At 74.3% G+C, this 16055-nt stretch carries 14 protein-coding genes and 1 tRNA gene; 10 read left to right on the top strand and 5 right to left on the bottom strand.

All coding sequences use genetic code 11. The annotated features are described in order from the left end of the window. Window positions 1–180 precede the first annotated feature (180 nt). The 6 genes from J5Y05_RS04915 to J5Y05_RS04890 all read left to right on the top strand — a co-directional run bounded on the left by J5Y05_RS04915 (window position 181) and on the right by J5Y05_RS04890 (window position 6404). A complete protein-coding gene (locus J5Y05_RS04915; RefSeq protein WP_210868491.1) occupies window positions 181–1437 on the top strand; it encodes a choice-of-anchor A family protein in 1257 nt (418 codons plus the stop codon). Window positions 1438–1630: 193 nt separating this feature from the next. Beyond that, the gene (locus J5Y05_RS04910; RefSeq protein WP_307853703.1) at window positions 1631–2797 is read left to right on the top strand and encodes an NAD(P)/FAD-dependent oxidoreductase; all 1167 of its coding nucleotides are present in this window, start codon (window positions 1631–1633) and stop codon (window positions 2795–2797) included. Continuing rightward, the gene (locus J5Y05_RS04905) at window positions 2794–3048 is read left to right on the top strand and encodes a (2Fe-2S)-binding protein (RefSeq protein WP_210868490.1); all 255 of its coding nucleotides are present in this window, start codon (window positions 2794–2796) and stop codon (window positions 3046–3048) included. Before J5Y05_RS04910 ends, J5Y05_RS04905 begins: the two co-directional genes overlap by 4 nt. Next, window positions 3041–4507, top strand: coding sequence for an FAD/NAD(P)-dependent oxidoreductase (locus J5Y05_RS04900; protein ID WP_210868489.1), 1467 nt, complete (start codon window positions 3041–3043; stop codon window positions 4505–4507). The genes J5Y05_RS04905 and J5Y05_RS04900 overlap by 8 nt, the downstream gene beginning before the upstream one ends. Beyond that, window positions 4504–5400, top strand: a complete 897-nt coding sequence (locus tag J5Y05_RS04895; protein WP_210868488.1) for a dihydrodipicolinate synthase family protein — start codon at window positions 4504–4506, stop codon at window positions 5398–5400. The genes J5Y05_RS04900 and J5Y05_RS04895 overlap by 4 nt, the downstream gene beginning before the upstream one ends. Window positions 5401–5402: 2 nt before the next feature. Beyond that, on the top strand, window positions 5403–6404 hold the full coding sequence (locus tag J5Y05_RS04890) for a proline racemase family protein (protein ID WP_210868487.1): 1002 nt from the start codon (window positions 5403–5405) through the stop codon (window positions 6402–6404). 112 nt (window positions 6405–6516) lie between these two features. On the opposite strand, the gene J5Y05_RS04885 is transcribed toward J5Y05_RS04890, so the two are convergent. From J5Y05_RS04885 to J5Y05_RS04870, 4 genes are all read right to left on the bottom strand, one after another. Next, entirely contained in the window at window positions 6517–8838 is a 2322-nt protein-coding gene (locus J5Y05_RS04885; RefSeq protein ID WP_210868486.1) for a M9 family metallopeptidase, read from the bottom strand. Window positions 8839–9305: 467 nt separating this feature from the next. Then, window positions 9306–10013 carry a GntR family transcriptional regulator gene (locus tag J5Y05_RS04880; protein WP_210868485.1) on the bottom strand — a complete coding sequence of 236 codons (708 nt, stop codon included), beginning with the start codon at window positions 10011–10013 and terminating at the stop codon, window positions 9306–9308. A 144-nt stretch (window positions 10014–10157) separates the two neighbouring features. Next, window positions 10158–11585 (bottom strand): aminopeptidase P family protein, encoded by a 1428-nt coding sequence (locus J5Y05_RS04875; protein ID WP_210868484.1) that lies wholly within the window; start codon window positions 11583–11585, stop codon window positions 10158–10160. 152 nt (window positions 11586–11737) lie between these two features. Continuing rightward, window positions 11738–12271 (bottom strand): ATP-binding protein, encoded by a 534-nt coding sequence (locus J5Y05_RS04870; protein ID WP_210868483.1) that lies wholly within the window; start codon window positions 12269–12271, stop codon window positions 11738–11740. Window positions 12272–12585: 314 nt separating this feature from the next. Between J5Y05_RS04870 and J5Y05_RS04865 the strand changes: the two genes are divergently transcribed. Beyond that, complete coding sequence (locus J5Y05_RS04865) at window positions 12586–13563, top strand: LysR family transcriptional regulator (RefSeq protein ID WP_210868482.1); 978 nt, start codon at window positions 12586–12588, stop codon at window positions 13561–13563. 88 nt (window positions 13564–13651) lie between these two features. Beyond that, a complete protein-coding gene (locus J5Y05_RS04860) occupies window positions 13652–14125 on the top strand; it encodes a GNAT family N-acetyltransferase (RefSeq protein ID WP_210868481.1) in 474 nt (157 codons plus the stop codon). A gap of 65 nt (window positions 14126–14190) precedes the next feature. On the opposite strand, the gene J5Y05_RS04855 is transcribed toward J5Y05_RS04860, so the two are convergent. Continuing rightward, a tRNA-Pro gene (locus J5Y05_RS04855) sits at window positions 14191–14264 on the bottom strand. A 136-nt stretch (window positions 14265–14400) separates the two neighbouring features. Between J5Y05_RS04855 and J5Y05_RS04850 the strand changes: the two genes are divergently transcribed. Then, window positions 14401–15108 (top strand): thiamine pyrophosphate-binding protein, encoded by a 708-nt coding sequence (locus tag J5Y05_RS04850; protein ID WP_210868480.1) that lies wholly within the window; start codon window positions 14401–14403, stop codon window positions 15106–15108. 40 nt (window positions 15109–15148) lie between these two features. Continuing rightward, complete coding sequence (locus J5Y05_RS04845; RefSeq protein ID WP_210868479.1) at window positions 15149–16054, top strand: transketolase family protein; 906 nt, start codon at window positions 15149–15151, stop codon at window positions 16052–16054. Window position 16055 lies beyond the last annotated feature (1 nt).

Raw genomic sequence — 16055 nt, 5'->3', positions numbered from 1 at the left:
AGGAACCCACGCACGGCTGTCGGCTGACTACCCATCGGAACGACACGCGGACAAACTCCCCTTTCTCCGGGCGTACTTCCCTTGTCGGTCATTGGTCTTGACCAATGTTTTTCGGTCAGGCAAGCATGGGTGCAGCCCTCACAAAACGTTCACATCCACCGTTGCGAGAGAAGTCCACCCATGCGCATGTCCGCTGCCGCCGTGCTCGGCGGGTCCCTCGTCCTCGGCCTCGCGGCCCCCGTCGCCCACGCGACCCCCACCGCACCGGCCGTCTGCACCGACGTCTTCGGCGTCGCCGGCGGGTACGGCGAGTTCGTCCTCGGCGACGACGTCCACGCACCCGACGCGGAGGGCGCGGTCGCCGTCGGGGGCAACGCCGACTTCGGCCGCGGTTTCAGCGTCGGCAACGAACTCACCGAGAGCGAGGTCGCCGCCCTGCCCGGCCGGGCGGCACTGGTGGTCCGGGGCGACCTGGTCAGCGGCAGCGCCGTCACCGCGGTGATGAAGGGCGACGCCGTGGTCGGCGGCGAGGTCAAGGGCCGGGCCGTCGAGCTGCACGCCGGCACCTTCCGGAAGAAGGCCGACCTGATCGACTTCGACGGCGAGTTCGCCAAGCTCCGGGCCTACTCCGCGGCCCTCGCCGAGGAGCCGGCCACCGAGGGCACCACGGTCACCACGGAGGGGTCCAAGCTCACCCTCACGGGCAGCGACACCACGCGCAACGTCTTCTCCGTGACGGCGGGCCGACTGGAGGCGGCGAAGGAGATCTACCTGAAGGTGCCCGCCGGAGCGACCACCGTCGTCAACGTCAGCGGCACCGACTACGACATGGCGAAGGCCGGCACCACCGGCTTCCTCCTCTCCGGCGGCGGCTCCTACGTCCTGGACGACAAGCTCCAGAGCGCCGCCGACGGGGCTGTGCGCGCCCGGCTGCTGTGGAACTTCCCCGAGGCCCGCACCGTCACCAAGAGCAGCAAGGCGGCCTGGCCGGGCAGCGTCCTCGCGCCCCGGGCCCACCTGGAGCTGGGCACCGCCGCGCCGGTCAACGGCTCGGTCTGGGTCGCCTCGCTGCACGGATCGGGCGGCGCGGAGACGCACCACTTCCCCTTCAGCGGCTGCCTCCCCGAGACCGGTGTGACCCCGCCCGCCCCCAAGGTGCCGAGCGGCGCCCCCGGCACGACGCCTCCGGCGGCGGACACGCCCCCGAGCACCCCCGCCGAGACCACGCCCGCCGCGGCCCCCTCCGCCGGCACCCCCTCGCACTCCGCCGCGCCGGACTCCCCGGCGCCTGAGGCGAGTTCGACCCCCGTCGCGGGCGGCGACCTGGCCTCGACCGGCAGCGACGGCATGGTGCCGCTGGCCATCGGCGCCGCCGCGGTGCTCGCCGGCGGCACCGGCCTCGTCCTGGCGGCCCGGCGCCGCGCCAACCGGAGCTGATCCGGGGGCCTGCCGTACGGCGACCGCCACCGTACGGCAGGCCGCCGCTCCCCCGGCCGGGACCGCGGACACCGGCTCGCCCCCTCGCGCACGCCGCTCAAGGTCACCGTGCGGCAGGCGTTGTCCTGTCGGCGACCGCGTGTATACCCTCAGTCATGTCATGTGACATTGCACAGGGCGCAGGGGGGAGTTGGTGGCCCTGAAGGTCGTCATCGTGGGCGCGGGCATCGTCGGCACCGCCTGTGCCTTCCACGCCGCGTCGGCCGGTCTGGACGTCACGGTCGTCGACCGCGCTCCCACCGGGGCCGGAACGACGAGCCGCGGCGAGGGCAACGTCCTCCTCTCCGACAAGGAACCCGGCCCCGAACTCGTCCTGGCGCGGCTCAGCCGCACCCTGTGGGACGAGGCCGGCCGGGAGCTGGGAGCGGCCTCGCTCGGGCTGGAGCCCAAGGGCGGACTGGTCGTGGCGAGCGACGCCCGAGGTCTCGCGGCGCTCGGGGAGTTCGCCCTGCGGCAGCAGGCGGCCGGGGTCCGCGCCGAGCCGGTCGACCGGGTGCGGGACCTCGAACCCCACCTCGCCCCCGGCATCCCCGGCGGCGTCCACTACCCGCAGGACGCCCAGGTGGAACCGGTGGTGGCGGCGGTCGCGCTGCTGCGCGCCGCCGTCCGGCGCGGCGCGCGCGTCCACCGGGGCGAGGTCACCGGCGCGGTGACCGGCGGGGCCGGCCGCGTCACCGGCGTCCGCACCTCGGCCGGTGCGGTCCTGCCCGCCGACGCCGTGGTCAACGCGGCCGGCACCTGGGGCGGCGAGGTGGGCCGCCGGCTCGGCGCCCCCGTCGCGGTGCATCCGCGCAGGGGCTTCGTCCTGGTGACCGAGCCGCTGCCGCCGATGGTCCGGCACAAGGTCTACTCCGCCGACTACGTGGCCGCCGTCGCCTCCCGCGACGCCGGGCTGGAGACCTCCTGCGTCGTGGAGGGCACGCGCGGCGGCACCCTCCTCATCGGCGCCAGCCGGGAACGCGTCGGCTTCGACTCGACGATGAGCACCGCGGTGGTCGCCGAACTGGCGGCGCGGGCGTGCCGGCTCTTCCCCTTCCTGCGCGACGTGCACCTGCTCCGCGCGTACCGCGGCTTCCGGCCGTACTGCCCGGACCACCTGCCGGTCGTCGGCCCCGACCCACGGGCGCCGGGGGTCGTCCACGCGTGCGGTCACGAGGGGGCCGGCATCGGCCTCGCCCCGGGGACCGGCGCGCTCGTCACCGCCCACCTGCTGGGCCGGCCCTGGCACGGCGCCGATCCGGCCGCGCACACCGGCCTTCTCCCCGGCCGTTTCCTCCGCTCGGGAGGTGGCTCCGGATGAGCGAGTTCAGCGTCGACGGCGAGCCGGTGCGGTTCGTCGAGGGACAGACCGTCGCCGCGGCCCTGGTGGCCACGGGCCGGGTCGCCTGGCGCACCACCCGGACCGGGCGCCGTCCGCGCGGCGTCTTCTGCGGGATCGGCGTCTGCTTCGACTGCCTCGTGGCGGTCGACGGCGTCCCCGGGCAGCGCGCCTGCCTGGTGCCGGCGCGCGCGGGGATGGCCGTCACGACCGGGGAGGGCGACGATGACTGAGCCGGCGGACCTCGTCGTCGTGGGCGCGGGTCCCGCCGGGATGGCCGCCGCGGTCACGGCCCTGGCCGGGGGGCTACGCGTCGCCCTGGTGGACTCCGGCACCACGGTCGGCGGCCAGTTCTGGCGCCACCCGCCGGAGCACGCGCGTGCGGCGATCCCGACCGACGACCTGCACCACCGGCTGCGTGAACACCGCGCCCTGTGCGGTGCGTTGTCGGCGGGCCGGGAGGCGGGCCGGCTCGATGCGCGCCTCGCGCACCACGTGTGGTCGGCGGTCCACGAGGACGGCGGATTCGCGGTCCACGCGGTCGACCGGCGGACACCGCCGCGCGAGAGGACCGTGGTGCTGCGCGCCCCGAGGCTGCTCGTGGCGACCGGGGCCTATGACCGTCAACTGCCCTTCCCCGGCTGGGACCTGCCGGGCGTGCTCACCGTCGGCGGCCTCCAGGCGCTGCTCAAGGGCGGCGGGGTCGTGGCCGGGAGCCGCGTGGCGCTCGGCGGTACGGGCCCGTTCCTGCTGCCGGTGGCCGCCGCCCTCGCGGCGCGCGGGGCCGAGGTGGTCGCGGTCTGCGAGGCGGCCCACCCCGGGGCCTGGCTGCGGCACCCGGGGGCGCTGCTGCGCAATCCGGGCAAGTGGGCCGAGGGGGCGGGGTACGCCGCCGCGCTCGCGCGTCACCGCGTCCGGGTCCGCCCGCGCACGGCGATCGTCGCCGCCGAGGGGGACGACCGGGTGACGTCGGTCCGTATCGCCGCGCTCGCCGCCGACGGCAGCCCCCGCCCGGGGACGGAGCGACGGGCCGCGGTCGACGCCGTCGGCGTGGGCTGGGGGTTCGTGCCCCAACTGGACCTGCTCCTGCCCTTCGGCTGCCGGCTCACGGAGACGGCGGACGGCAACGCGGTCGTCGCCGTCGACGACGGCCGGCGCACCAGCGTCCCCGGCCTCTACGCCGCGGGCGAGACGTGCGGGGTGGGCGGGGCGGCGCTCGCGCTGGCCGAGGGGCGGCTCGCGGCCGAGTCGGTGCTCGCCGACTCCGGCGCCGCCTCCGTCCTCGGGCCCGCGCGCCGGGCCGGGGTGCGGGCAGCGGTGGCCCGTGGCCGTGCCTTCGCCCGTGCGCTGGCCCTCGCCCACCCCGTCCCTCCCGCGTGGTCGTCGTGGCTGACCGACGAGACCGTCGTGTGCCGCTGCGAGGAGGTGAGCGCGGGCACGGTCCGCGCCGCCCGCGCCGACGACGACGCCCGTGACCACCGCCAGGTCAAACACCTCACCCGGGCCGGCATGGGCTGGTGCCAGGGGCGGATGTGCGGCCCGGCCGTGCACTGCCTCGCGGCCGGTGAGGGCGCCTACACCCCCGCGGAACGCCTGGTCGCCACGCCCCTGACCCTCGGCGCGCTCGCCGATCTCGATGACCGTCCGTCGGCGGCGACGGACACCGGTGGAACCGACAAGGAGTGCTCATGAGCGAGACCCGCAAGCCCTGGCACGGCGTCATCGTCGCCACCAGCCTGCCGTTCCACGACGACCTCACCGTCGACTTCGGCGCCTACGGGGAGAGCGTCGCCCGGCTCGCCGCCGAGGGCATGCACGGCGTCGCCCCCAACGGTTCGCTGGGCGAGTACCAGACCCTGACGGACGAGGAGCGCGACCGGGTCGTCGAGACGGCCGTCGCCCACGCCCCGGAGGGGTTCACCGTCATGCCGGGCGTCGGTGCCTACGGTGCCGTCGAGGCCCGGCGGCACGCCCTGTTCGCCAGAGACGCGGGCTGCCAGGCCGTGATGTGCCTGCCGCCCAACGCGTACCGCGCCGACGACCGGGCCGTCCTGGAGCACTTCGCCGCGGTGGCCTCGGCGGGCCTGCCCGTCACCGCGTACAACAACCCGATCGACACCAAGGTCGACCTGCGCCCCGAACTGCTGGCGAAGCTGTACGCCGAGGGGTTCGTCGTCGGGGTCAAGGAGTTCTCCGGCGACGTCCGGCGCTGCTACGCGATCTCCGAACTGGCCCCCGGCCTCGACCTGATGATCGGCACCGACGACACGGTGCTGGAGGTCGGCCTCGCGGGCGCCAAGGGCTGGGTCGCCGGCTACGCGCAGGTCTTCCCCCGGGACTGCCTCGCGCTGTACGAGGCGTCGGTCCGGGGTGACCTGGAGACGGCGCTGCCGCTCTACCGCCGTCTGCACCCGGTGCTGCGCTGGGACAGCAGGACGGAGTTCGTCCAGGCCATCAAGATCGGCCAGGAGATGACCGGCCGCCGCGGGGGCGTCTGCCGCCCGCCGCGCACCCCGCTCGGCCTGGAGACGGAGGCGATCGTACGCGCCGCCACCCAGGCCCTCGTCGACGCCGGGGTGAGCTGAGGATGCGCTCGACCGTGTGCTTCCAGGCCGTCGACTCGCACACCGAGGGCATGCCGACCCGGGTGATCACGTCAGGCGTGGGCGTCCTGCCCGGGGCGACCATGGCCGAGCGGCGGCGGCGGTTCGTCGCGGAACGCGACCACCTGCGGACCCTGCTCATGTGCGAACCGCGCGGCCACGCCTCGATGTCCGGGGCCGTCCTCCAGCCGCCGACCCGGCCGGACGCCGACTTCGGGGTGCTCTTCATCGAGGTCTCCGGCTGCCTGCCGATGTGTGGGCACGGCACCATCGGCGTGGCGACGGTCCTGGTCGAGACCGGGATGGTCGAGCCCGTCGAGCCGGAGACCCTGGTCCGGCTCGACACCCCGGCGGGGCTGGTCACGGCCCGGGTACGGGTGCGGGACGGCCGCGCCGAGTCGGTCACCCTGGAGAACGTGCCGTCGTACTGCCACGCCCTCGACCAGGTCGTCGACGTCCCCGGGCACGGCGCGGTGCCCTACGACATCGCCTACGGCGGCAACTTCTACGCCTTCGTCCGTACCGAGGACCTCGGCATCCCCTTCGACCGGGCGGAGAAGCGGCGGCTGCTCGACGCCGGGCTGGCCGTCATGGACGCGATCAACCGGCAGAACCCGGTGTCCCATCCGGAGCGTCCCGAGATCGACGTGTGCCACCACGTCTACCTGGAGGCCCCCGGATCGACCGCGGAGCACTCGCGGCACGCCATGGCGATCCACCCGGGCTGGTTCGACCGGTCGCCCTGCGGCACCGGCACCAGCGCCCGGATGGCCCAACTCCACGCGCGCGGGCGGCTGTCGGTGGGCGGCGACTTCGTCAACGAGTCGTTCATCGGGTCCCGGTTCGTGGGGCGGGTCCTGGGCGAGACGACGGTCGGGGGCCGGCCGGCCGTGCTGCCGTCGGTCACCGGCCGGGCCTGGATCACCGGCACCGCGCAGTACCTGCTCGATCCGTCGGACCCCTACCCGGCGGGCTTCACCCTCTGATCCGACGCGTGTGCCGTGCCGTCCGCGGTGCGGCACGCCCCCGGCCCGGGGCGGCGGTGGTGTTCCTGCCGCCGCCCCGGGCCGAGGCCGTGCCGTCGTTCCGGTGTGCGGGTCAGTAGCGGGTGGTCACGGTGACCCCGTCGAAGCCGCTCACCGCGTGGAGGCTGATGTAGTGCGCGCCCGCGTGCGGGGCGTCGACGGTGAGGGTGTGGCTGTTGCCGGCCCCCGTGGCGCGCTGCGTGTGGCTGCCGGTGCCGGGCCAGCCGTCGCGGCCGTAGTACAGGTCGGCGTCACCGGTGCCGCCGGAGGTGGTGATCTCCAGCTTGCCCGTGCCGGCGGGGACGTGGAGGTAGAGGTAGGCGTAGTTCCCGGTGGTGGCCTTCTGGCCGCCGCGCCGGCAGTTCCGGCCCAGTTCCCTGGTGTCGGTGCCGGTGCACTCGGTGAGGGTGGTGCCCTCGCCGCAGGTGCCGGCCGCGCAGCCGGCGAGCCAGGTGTACCAGTCGTCGTCGTAGCGGGTGCCGATGGTGTTCTTGAGGTGGGTGCGGGCGGCGGCCCAGTTCCCGGACCGGTAGTGGCCGAGCACGGTGTCCATGTCGGACCGGTGGTTCTCCAGCATGTACCGCGTGGCGAGGTAGCCCCAGCGGTAGACGCGGGTGGTGTCGTGGCTGTACGTGGTGTCGAAGAGGGTGCTCAGGGCGTAGGTGCGGCGCCCGGCCTCGGTCATCGCCTCCGTGTAGGGGACGCCGCGGTAGGAGTAGGAGACGTACTCCGCGAAGCCCTCGATCCACCAGACGGTGGGGGTGGTGATGTTGGCGGCGAAGTCGCCGTACATGTCGAAGCGGCCGTCGAGGTAGTGCGTGTACTCGTGGTTGAGGTTCCAGATCCGGAAGTCGGGCCGCAGCCACTCGGCCTCGTAGGCGATGAAGCGGGGCTGGTTGCCGGCGGCGGCCGGGTCGCCCTCCAGGTACATGCCGCCGTTGTTGGTGTCGATGCCGTACATCGCCCCGGCGTAGGTCTGGTAGTCGGTGCTGGAGTCGAACACCACGACCTCGATGGTGGTGTTGTCGTCGTCGGCCACCGGGCCGCTGTCGCGGACGATGCCGTGGAAGTAGGCGTCCTGGTTCCGCAGGCCGGCGCAGGTGGAGTCCAGGTCGCCCGAGGTCATCTGCTGGGCCCGGATGGTGATGCCGGAGCCGCACGAGTGGGTCACCGGCAGCACCTCCCGGGCGAGCTGTCCCTGGAGGTCACAGGTGCCGTAGGCCGAGCAGTTGGCCTTGTCGTAGTAGTCGGTCATCTCGGCCACGCCGACCCAGAGCGGGGCCGTGACGCCCTTGAGGGAGCTGGAGTCGAGCAGGCCGGTGGCGAGCGGGCGGACCGTGGAGCGCAGCGCGGAGTGCTGGAGGAACCGGCCGAGTTCGCGTCCGGCGTTGGAGGTCAGGTAGGACTGGTCGGTGCCGAGCAGCCCGAGGTGGCCCTTGGCGAAGCCGTACAGCGCGTCGATCAGGCCGGGGTCGGCCTGGACGGCGGACACGAACTCGGGCACCTGGTGGCCGCGGAAGGTCACGGTGTACACGTTGTTGACCGCGTTCAGCATCCACCAGGAGGAGTTCCAGGAGGCGTCGTACTCCGCCAGCAGCCGCTTGACGACGTACAGGTAGCGGGCGTTCTCCTCGGCGCTGTCGATGAGGATGACGGCCTCGGCCAGCGTCTCGCCGTTGGCGTCGCTGACGTCCCGGGAGTGGGCGCCGGCGAAGAAGGCGTCCAGACCCGAACGGATCGCGGTCCGCAGGGAGGCGCCGTAGGGGCCGACGGCGTCCGCGTCGTAGTACTGGACGTAGTAGCCCGCGCGCAGGTAGAGCACGAGCTGCGGCATGCCGGTGGTGGCGTTGCCGGGATAGGACGCGGAGCCGTCGCGCAGGGCGTAGGCGACGGTGGTCATCTGCTCTTCGCGGAACGCCTGGCGGGCGTCACCGCCGGTCAGGCCGAAGAGGGTGTTGACGCAGTCGGTCGTGGACGCCTTGATCTGCCGCACCAGGGCGCTGCCGGTGCGGCCGGTGAAGTCGGAGACGTCGCACGAGGCGGCTGCCGCGGCCTTCCCGCCGTCGGTGCCCCGGGCGGTGGACCCGGCCGACTCGGAGGGGCGGGCGGGCAGTTCGTCGTGGCGGCCGTAGGACTCCTTCAGCGCGTCCTTGCTCGCCGCCAGCGGCGGGAGCTGGGACACCTTCCGGCGGCCCGCGCCGACGTGCTCGCCCTCGGCGGTGGCGGAGCCGGCGACGGGCGGGGGACCGTCGTGCCGCTCGCTCCCGGCCGTGGGTGCCGGGGCGTCCCCGGTGACGGCGCCGGCCGGCTGCGCCGGCAGGCCGGCGCCGAGGGAGAGGGCGAGGGCCAGCGGTAGCACCGCGCCCAGACCTCTGCGCAGAAGTGTCGTTCTCACTGTGCCTCCATGAGGGGTCGGACCACGCGACGCGCGGTCTCCGGGGGTGGAGGGGGCCGTGGAGCGGGGAGGGCCCGTGCCGTCGACCGACGGGAGCACGGAGCCGATGCCTTGCTTGGCATGCCCACGACCTGTGCCATGTACCATTGCACAGGTGACATGGCTCAGGGAAGACATCCGGATGGAGCTGGGGTTGCCAATCCGTCGGTGAGCGTCTGGAGTTGGCGGCGCGGCAGCACGAAGTGCCTGGTCCGCGCGGGGAGTCGGCCGGAGCCGACGGGCGTCGGGGCCTTCACGGGTGGTGCGGGGAAGAGCGAGGACGGCCCGGCCGTCACGCCGCCCGGCGTCCGGGCACGGGCGGGCGACACCGCCGTACGGCACGGGCGGTGAGGGGGAAGAGGCGGGCCGTCAGGGCGTCATCGCGTACGCGGGTGGCGGTACGCCGCCCAGGGGCAGGGCCCGACGGGCTACCGGCCGCCCGCGCGCAGGGCCGGTTCCCGGTCCTCGGCGTGCGCTCGGCCGTCGGCCCACAGGGTGCGGACGTGGGCGAGGTGACGGCGCATGCACTCCTCCGCCTCCCGCACCCGGCCGGCCACCATCAGATCGAGCAACTCGACGTGCTCCTGGGCGGAGGCGACCAGCCGCCCCGCCTCGTCCAGACGGGCCAGACCGAACAGACGGGACCGCTTGCGCAGGTCGGACACGACCGTCACCAGGTGCCGATTGCCCGCGAGGGCCAGCAGCTCCAGGTGGAAGCGGTGGTCGGCCTCCACGTACGCGAGGACGTCGTGGGCCCGCGCCGCCGCCACGATCTGCTGCGCCGGGGCGCGCAGAGCCTCCAGTTGCTCGACGGTGGCGGTCGCGGTGACGCGGCCCACGACCGGGACTTCGAGCATGGTGCGGATCTCGGTGAACTCGTCGAGGTCCTGCTCGGTCATCTCCGTGACCCGGAACCCCTTGTTGCGCACCGCCTCGACCAGGCCCTCCCGGGCAAGGTCCAGCATGGCTTCGCGTACGGGGGTGGCGGAGACGCCCAGCTTCGACGCCAGGGTGGGAGCGGAGTAGATGACACCCGGGCGGAGTTCGCCCGCGATGAGGGCCGCCCGGAGCGCGTTGGCGACCTGGTCGCGCAGATGGGTCTGGACGGAGATCATCTGCGGTTCGAGATGAGACATCCCCGCTCCTCCGTCCGTCCAGCCCGATGACCTCCCCACTATACAATGTCACGTTTCGCTGTCGGTACGGCCCTTGCTTCCTCGCCTCTTGGCCTCCACGCCCGCGCAACCGCCATCGGTACGGGCCCGGTCGGGCCGTCGGCGTCAGCGCAGCGACGCCATCCACTCCTCCACCTCGTCGGCGCCGCGCGGCAGGTCCGAGGACAGGCACACGGCTCCGTCGGCCGTGATGAGGAAGTCGTCCTCGATCCGTACGCCGATACCGCGCAGTTCCTCGGGCACCGTCAGGTCGTCGGGCTGGAAGTACAGGCCCGGTTCGACGGTGAGGACATGGCCGGCCTCCAGCGCACCTCCCGGGTAGGTCTCCTCGCGGGCACCGGAGCAGTCGTGGCAGTCCAGCCCGAGCATGTGGCCGGAGCCGCAGACGGTGTACCTGCGGTACAGCTCGGAGGGGGAGGTCGAGGCGGTGCTGCCGTACGGCCGCAGGCCCCAGGCGTCGAGCCCTTCGGCGATGACGCGCATCGCGGCGTCGTGGAAGGCTCCGTACCGGGCGCCGGGCCGCAGCGCCGCGATACCGGCCGACTGGGCGGCGAACACCAAGTCGTAGACCCGGCGTTGGACATCGGTGAAGCGTCCGCCGACCGGCAGGGTCCGGGTGATGTCCCCGGTGTAGAAGGAGTCGGCCTCCACTCCCGCGTCCAGCAGGAGCAGGTCCCCGTCGCGCACCGGGCCGTCGTTGCGCTGCCAGTGCAGGACGCAGGCGTGGGCCCCGGCCGCCGCGATGGTCTCGAAGCCCAGCCCGTAACCGCCCAGCCGGGCAAGGCGGTTGAAGGTGCCCTCGATCCAGCGCTCGCCGCGGGCGAGGCGGGTGGCGTGGCGCAGTTCGCCGACGACGTCGTGGAAACCGGCGACCGTGCAGTCCACGGCCACGCGCATCTGCCCGACTTCCCAGTCGTCCTTGACCAGGCGCGACTCCGAGAGGAAGGCGCCCAGTTCGGCGTCGGCCTCGGGGGCCGGCGGGATCAGCGCGTCGACGTGGGCGTCCTCTCCGCGCAGGACGCGGGTGGGCGCGTTCTCGCGCAGGGCCCGCTCCAGCGCGTCCCGTGCGGCGGCCTCGACGCCGAGTTCTTCCGCGGTCTCCGCGAGGGTCCGGCGGCGGCCCACCCAGAACTCGCCGTGCCGCCGGTCGCGGTGGAACTCCGTGCCGTCCGGCCCCCCGTCGCGCGGTGACCGCGGCCGGGTGAAGAGGGTGACCTCGTGCCCGCGTCCGGTGGGCTCGAAGACGAGGACGCTGTCGGGGACCGCCCGCGTCCCCTGGTCGGCGGTGAGGTGGACGAAGGCGGAGTGGGGCCGGAACGTGTGGTCGAAGTCGTTGCTCCGGACCTTGAGCCCGCCCGAGGGGACGACGATCCGTTCGCCGGGGAACCGCTCGGAGAGCGCCGCGCGCCGCTTGGCCGCGTACGCCGCCCCCGGCGCGAGGGGCGGCCTCAGCTCCGTCTCCGCCCAGCCGCCCTCGAAGGGGCCGGCCGGCCCGGCCGGCACTTCACCGTGGTCCTGGTCCGTATCGCGCATGCGGTCCTGCCCTTCCGTCGGCGCTTTCGCCATGAGTCGTGGTGCGCGCGCTGTCGTGAGCCGCGCGGGGTGCGGCCGGCCGCTGCCGGGTGGGGCGGTCGCCGCCGTGGGCCGTGTCTTCGGGGGACGGCGGCGAGGCACGCGGGCCGCGCTCACCGGGGTTCGGCCGGGGACGTCGCCGGGAACAGGGTCGCCAGCAGCCGCCGGCCGGCGGGGGTCACCGACCAGCGCGCCGCGTCCTCGGGGGCGGCGCGGCTTCGCCCGGCGTGGGGTGAACGCCCGGCCGGGGTGGGCGCCGTGGCCCGGGGGAGGACCGCCCAGCAGCGTTTGCCGAGGGCGGTGCGCTCCGCGCCCTGGAAGAGGCAGAGGGCCTCGACGAGGGCCAGGCCCCGCCCCCGGTCGTCGTCGGTCTCCATGACGGAGGGCCCCGGCAGGACCGGGCAGCCGTCGAAGACGCCGACGACGACGTGGTCCTCCTCCGGCGTCAGCTCGACGGTCATGGGGCCGCCGTCCGCGTGCCGGAGACCGTTGGTGAGGAGTTCCGACGCCACCAGTTCCAGGCGGAAGACCAGATCGTCGTCGGGCGGTCCGCCCCACGCCCGCACCGCCGCGGAGACACGGTGCCGGGCACGGTGAACGGCTGCCGCGGTCGCTTCGACGGTGAAGCCGACCCGGGTGTGGGGCATGGTGTCTCTCCTCGGCGGTGAGGCGCTTCGACGTCCGCCGGGGCGGACAGGGCGCGGTGTGGAGGTTTCCACGACCGGACCACCGGGACAACGGGCGGGGCCATAGGAGAGGGAGGGGCCCGGTCATAACGTCCGGGCCCGCGGCCGGCGGGTACCCCCGCCGGCCCGGCGGGACGGGACCGCCACGGGCCGCGCGGCACCGCCCCACCCGCATAATGGACCCCCGTCACCGCCCGCCCGCGCCCGCGGGACGCCCACCGCCCGACGCCCACCGCCCGATGCCTTGTGCCTTCCGCCCCCGACGAGGTGTACCGATGGAACTGGAACTGCGGCACCTGCGGGTGCTGTGCGCGATCGCGGATTCCGGGAGCGTGGGCCGGGCGGCGTCGGCGCTCGGCTACACGCAGCCCGCGTTGAGCACCCAGTTGCGGCGCATCGAGCGGCTGCTCGGCGAGGGGCTCTTCCTGCGCGGCAGCAGGGGCGTGGAGCTGACCGCCTACGGCGCGGAGGTGGTGAGCGAGGCCCGGGAGATCCTGCTCCGCGCCGACGCCCTCGGCCGGGGGCGCAAGGGCGGCCCGACGGCGGAGGCCGGACGGCTCCGGCTCGGCGTCACCAACACCCCGGTGGTGCCCGCGCTGCTCAACGCCCTCCGCGAGGCCCGCCCGGACCTCACCGTCTCCGTGTGCAGCGTGTACGCCACGGGCGAGCTGCTCAGGATGGTGGAGTCCGGCGAGATCGACGCCGCGCTGGGCGTCGACTACCCCGGGCTGCCGGTGCGCTGCTCCCCCGCCCTGGCCCACCGCGCCCTCAGCACCGTCCCGGTCTTCGTGGCCCTGCACTCCGGGCATCCGCTGGCGCACCGGGTCGAGGTGCCGCTGGAGGAGCTGTCGGAGGACACCTGGTTCGTCTCCCCGGACGACGGGGTGGGGTGGCCCGGCGCCTTCTACGACGCCTGCCGGGCCGCGGGGTTCACACCGGCGGACACGCACGAGTTCCACGTACTCGACCAGTTGCAGTCGATGATCGCCCAGGGCCTCGGGGTGACCGCCGTCCAGCCCACCGTGTGCCCCATCGACGGGGTGCTGGTCAAGCCGCTGGCCGGTGACCCCCTGTGGCAGCGGCACCTGCTGGTCTGGCGGCGCGAGGCCGTCGAGGCGCCGGTGGCCGAGGCCCTGCACCACCACGCCGTCCGCGTCCACCGCGGCCTGCTGGCCCAGGCCCCCCACCTCCAACGCTGGCTGGCCCGCGCCTACACGGGCGTACGCACCCCGGAAGCCACCGGCCCGAGCTGACCCCGGCCGGCCCCGAAACCCCCGCCGAACGGCACCGTGTACCGCAAACCGCTGGATCGGGGCGCCGTCCGCCTTGTAGGTTCCCGGCGTGAGTGATGACGGCGGGACGCGGACCCGATGCGCGGACCGGGCGGACGCGGCGGTGATCGCGCGCATCCACCTGGACTCCCGGGCGGCGACCATGCCCTACCTGCCCCCGCCAAAACGCGGCCACGAGGAGGTGACCCGGTGGGTCCGGGACGTCCTGCTCAAGCGGTGCCGCGTCTGGGTCGCCGTACGTGATGCGGAGATCGCCGGCTACGCGGCCCTCGACGGCGACCTGCTCGACCACCTCTATCTGCGCCCGGACCTCCGCCGGCAGGGCATCGGCACGCTCCTGCTCGACGAGGTCAGGCGGCACAGCCCCGACGGGGTGACCCTGCACGTCTTCCAGCAGAACACCGACGCCCGCGCGTTCTACGCGCACCACGGTTTCACCGTCGTCGACACCGACGACGGCCGACGCAACATGGAGAACCTGCCCGACATGACCCTGCGCTGGACCCCGGACACCGCACGGTAGGCCCCCGCGCCGGGCGGGAACGACGAAGCTCCGGTGAGATCTGCCGTCTCACCGGAGCTTTCCCGTCGGGACGACAGGATTTGAACCTGCGACCCCTTGACCCCCAGTCAAGTGCGCTACCAAGCTGCGCCACGTCCCGTTGCCCGTGTGACCTGGGGTTTCCCCTGGCCTTACGTGCAGGAAAACCATACCGCACTCGGGCAGGTGGTCGCGCACCGCTTTCCCGGCGTGTGGCGCTTGACCTCGACTTCGGTCGAGGTTGCACGATCGTCACCATGACGACCACCGAGGAACGCGGGCGGACGTACGGGTACGCCGACCTGCCCGCGCTGATGTCGCTGATGACCGGCGACGAGAAGCACGGCCCCGCGGCAACGTCCACGCTGGACGTGCTGTGGGTGCTCTACGACCGGGTGCTGAGGGTGGCGCCGGGGCGGCCGGACGATCCGGGGCGGGACCGGTTCCTGCTGTCCAAGGGGCACGGCCCGATGGCGTACTACGCGGTGCTGGCCGCCAAGGGGTTCGTGCCCGAGGAGTGGCTGCCGGGCTTCGGCTCCTTCGACTCGCCGCTCGGCCACCACCCCGACCGCACGCTGGTGCCCGGGGTGGAGATCGGCAGCGGCTCCCTCGGACACGGGCTGCCGATCGCGGTCGGGTCGGCGCTGGGACTGCGGGCCCAGGGGTACGACGACGCCAAGGTGTGGGTGCTGGTGGGCGACGCCGAGCTGGACGAGGGCAGCAACCACGAGGCGATCGCCTTCGCCGGGCCCGCCGGACTGGAGGGGCTGCACACCGTCGTCGTCGACAACGCCTCCGCCCGCCACGCCCGGCCCGGCGGACTCGCCGCCCGCTTCGAGGCCGCGGGCTGGTCCGTGGTCACGGTCGACGGGCGGGACCACGAGGCGCTGTACGCCGCCTTCACCGCCCCGCACCCCGGACGCCCGCACGCCGTGGTGGCCCGGGTGGAGCCCAAGGCCGTCTGAGCCGCCGCGGGCGGGCTCCCCCGCCCCAGGAAGGAACCTCATGGACACCATGCGTGACCGTTTCGGGCCGGTCGTCACCCGGCTGCTGGACGAGGACCCCCGCGTCGCCGTCGTCCTCGCCGAGATCGGCGCCGACGCCTTCACCGACGCCGCGCGCCGCCACCCCGACCGGGTCGTCAACGTCGGCATCCGGGAGCAACTGCTCGTCGGGGCCGGTGCGGGACTGGCCCTGACCGGGATGCGGCCCGTCGTGCACACCTTCGCCAGCTTCCTCGTCGAGCGGCCCTTCGAGCAGCTCAAGCTGGACCTCGGCCACCAGGACGCGGGCGCCGTCCTGGTCAGCGCCGCCGCGTCCTTCGACTGGCCGGCCGGCGGCTTCACCCACATGGCCCCCGGCGACGTGGCACTGCTGGACACCCTGGACGGCTGGACCGTGCACGTGCCGGGCCACCCCGACGAGGCCGAGACACTGCTGCGGCACGCGGTCGCCGCCGGCGACGACAAGGTGTACGTACGGCTGTCGGCGCAGTCGAACGCCGCCGGGCGCCCGGTCGACGGGCAGCGCTTCCGCACCCTGCGCGAGGGCCGCTCCGGGGTCGTCCTCGCCGTCGGACCGGTCCTCGACGAGGTGCTGGAGGCCACCTCCGGCCTCGATGTGACCGTCCTGTACGCGACGACCGTACGGCCCTTCGACACGGCGGCGCTGGAGCGGGCCACGCGGGCGGCCGGGACCGACGTCGTCCTGGTGGAGCCGTACCTCGCGGGCACCTCCACGGCGGTGGTGAACGACGCCCTGTCCCACGTACCGCACCGGGTGCTCGGGCTCGGCGTCGGCCGCCGCGAGCTGCGGCGTTACGGGCGGCTGGAGGAGCACGTCGCCGCCCACGGGCTGGACGCCGGGTCGCTGCGGCGGCGTATCGGCGCCTTCCTCGGCCCGGGGCGCTGAG

Source organism: Streptomyces tagetis (genome assembly GCF_018069565.1).
GTDB lineage: Bacteria > Actinomycetota > Actinomycetes > Streptomycetales > Streptomycetaceae > Streptomyces > Streptomyces tagetis.
Note: the sequence above shows the minus strand (reverse complement) of the source record. Positions and strands in the feature narration are given on the sequence as shown.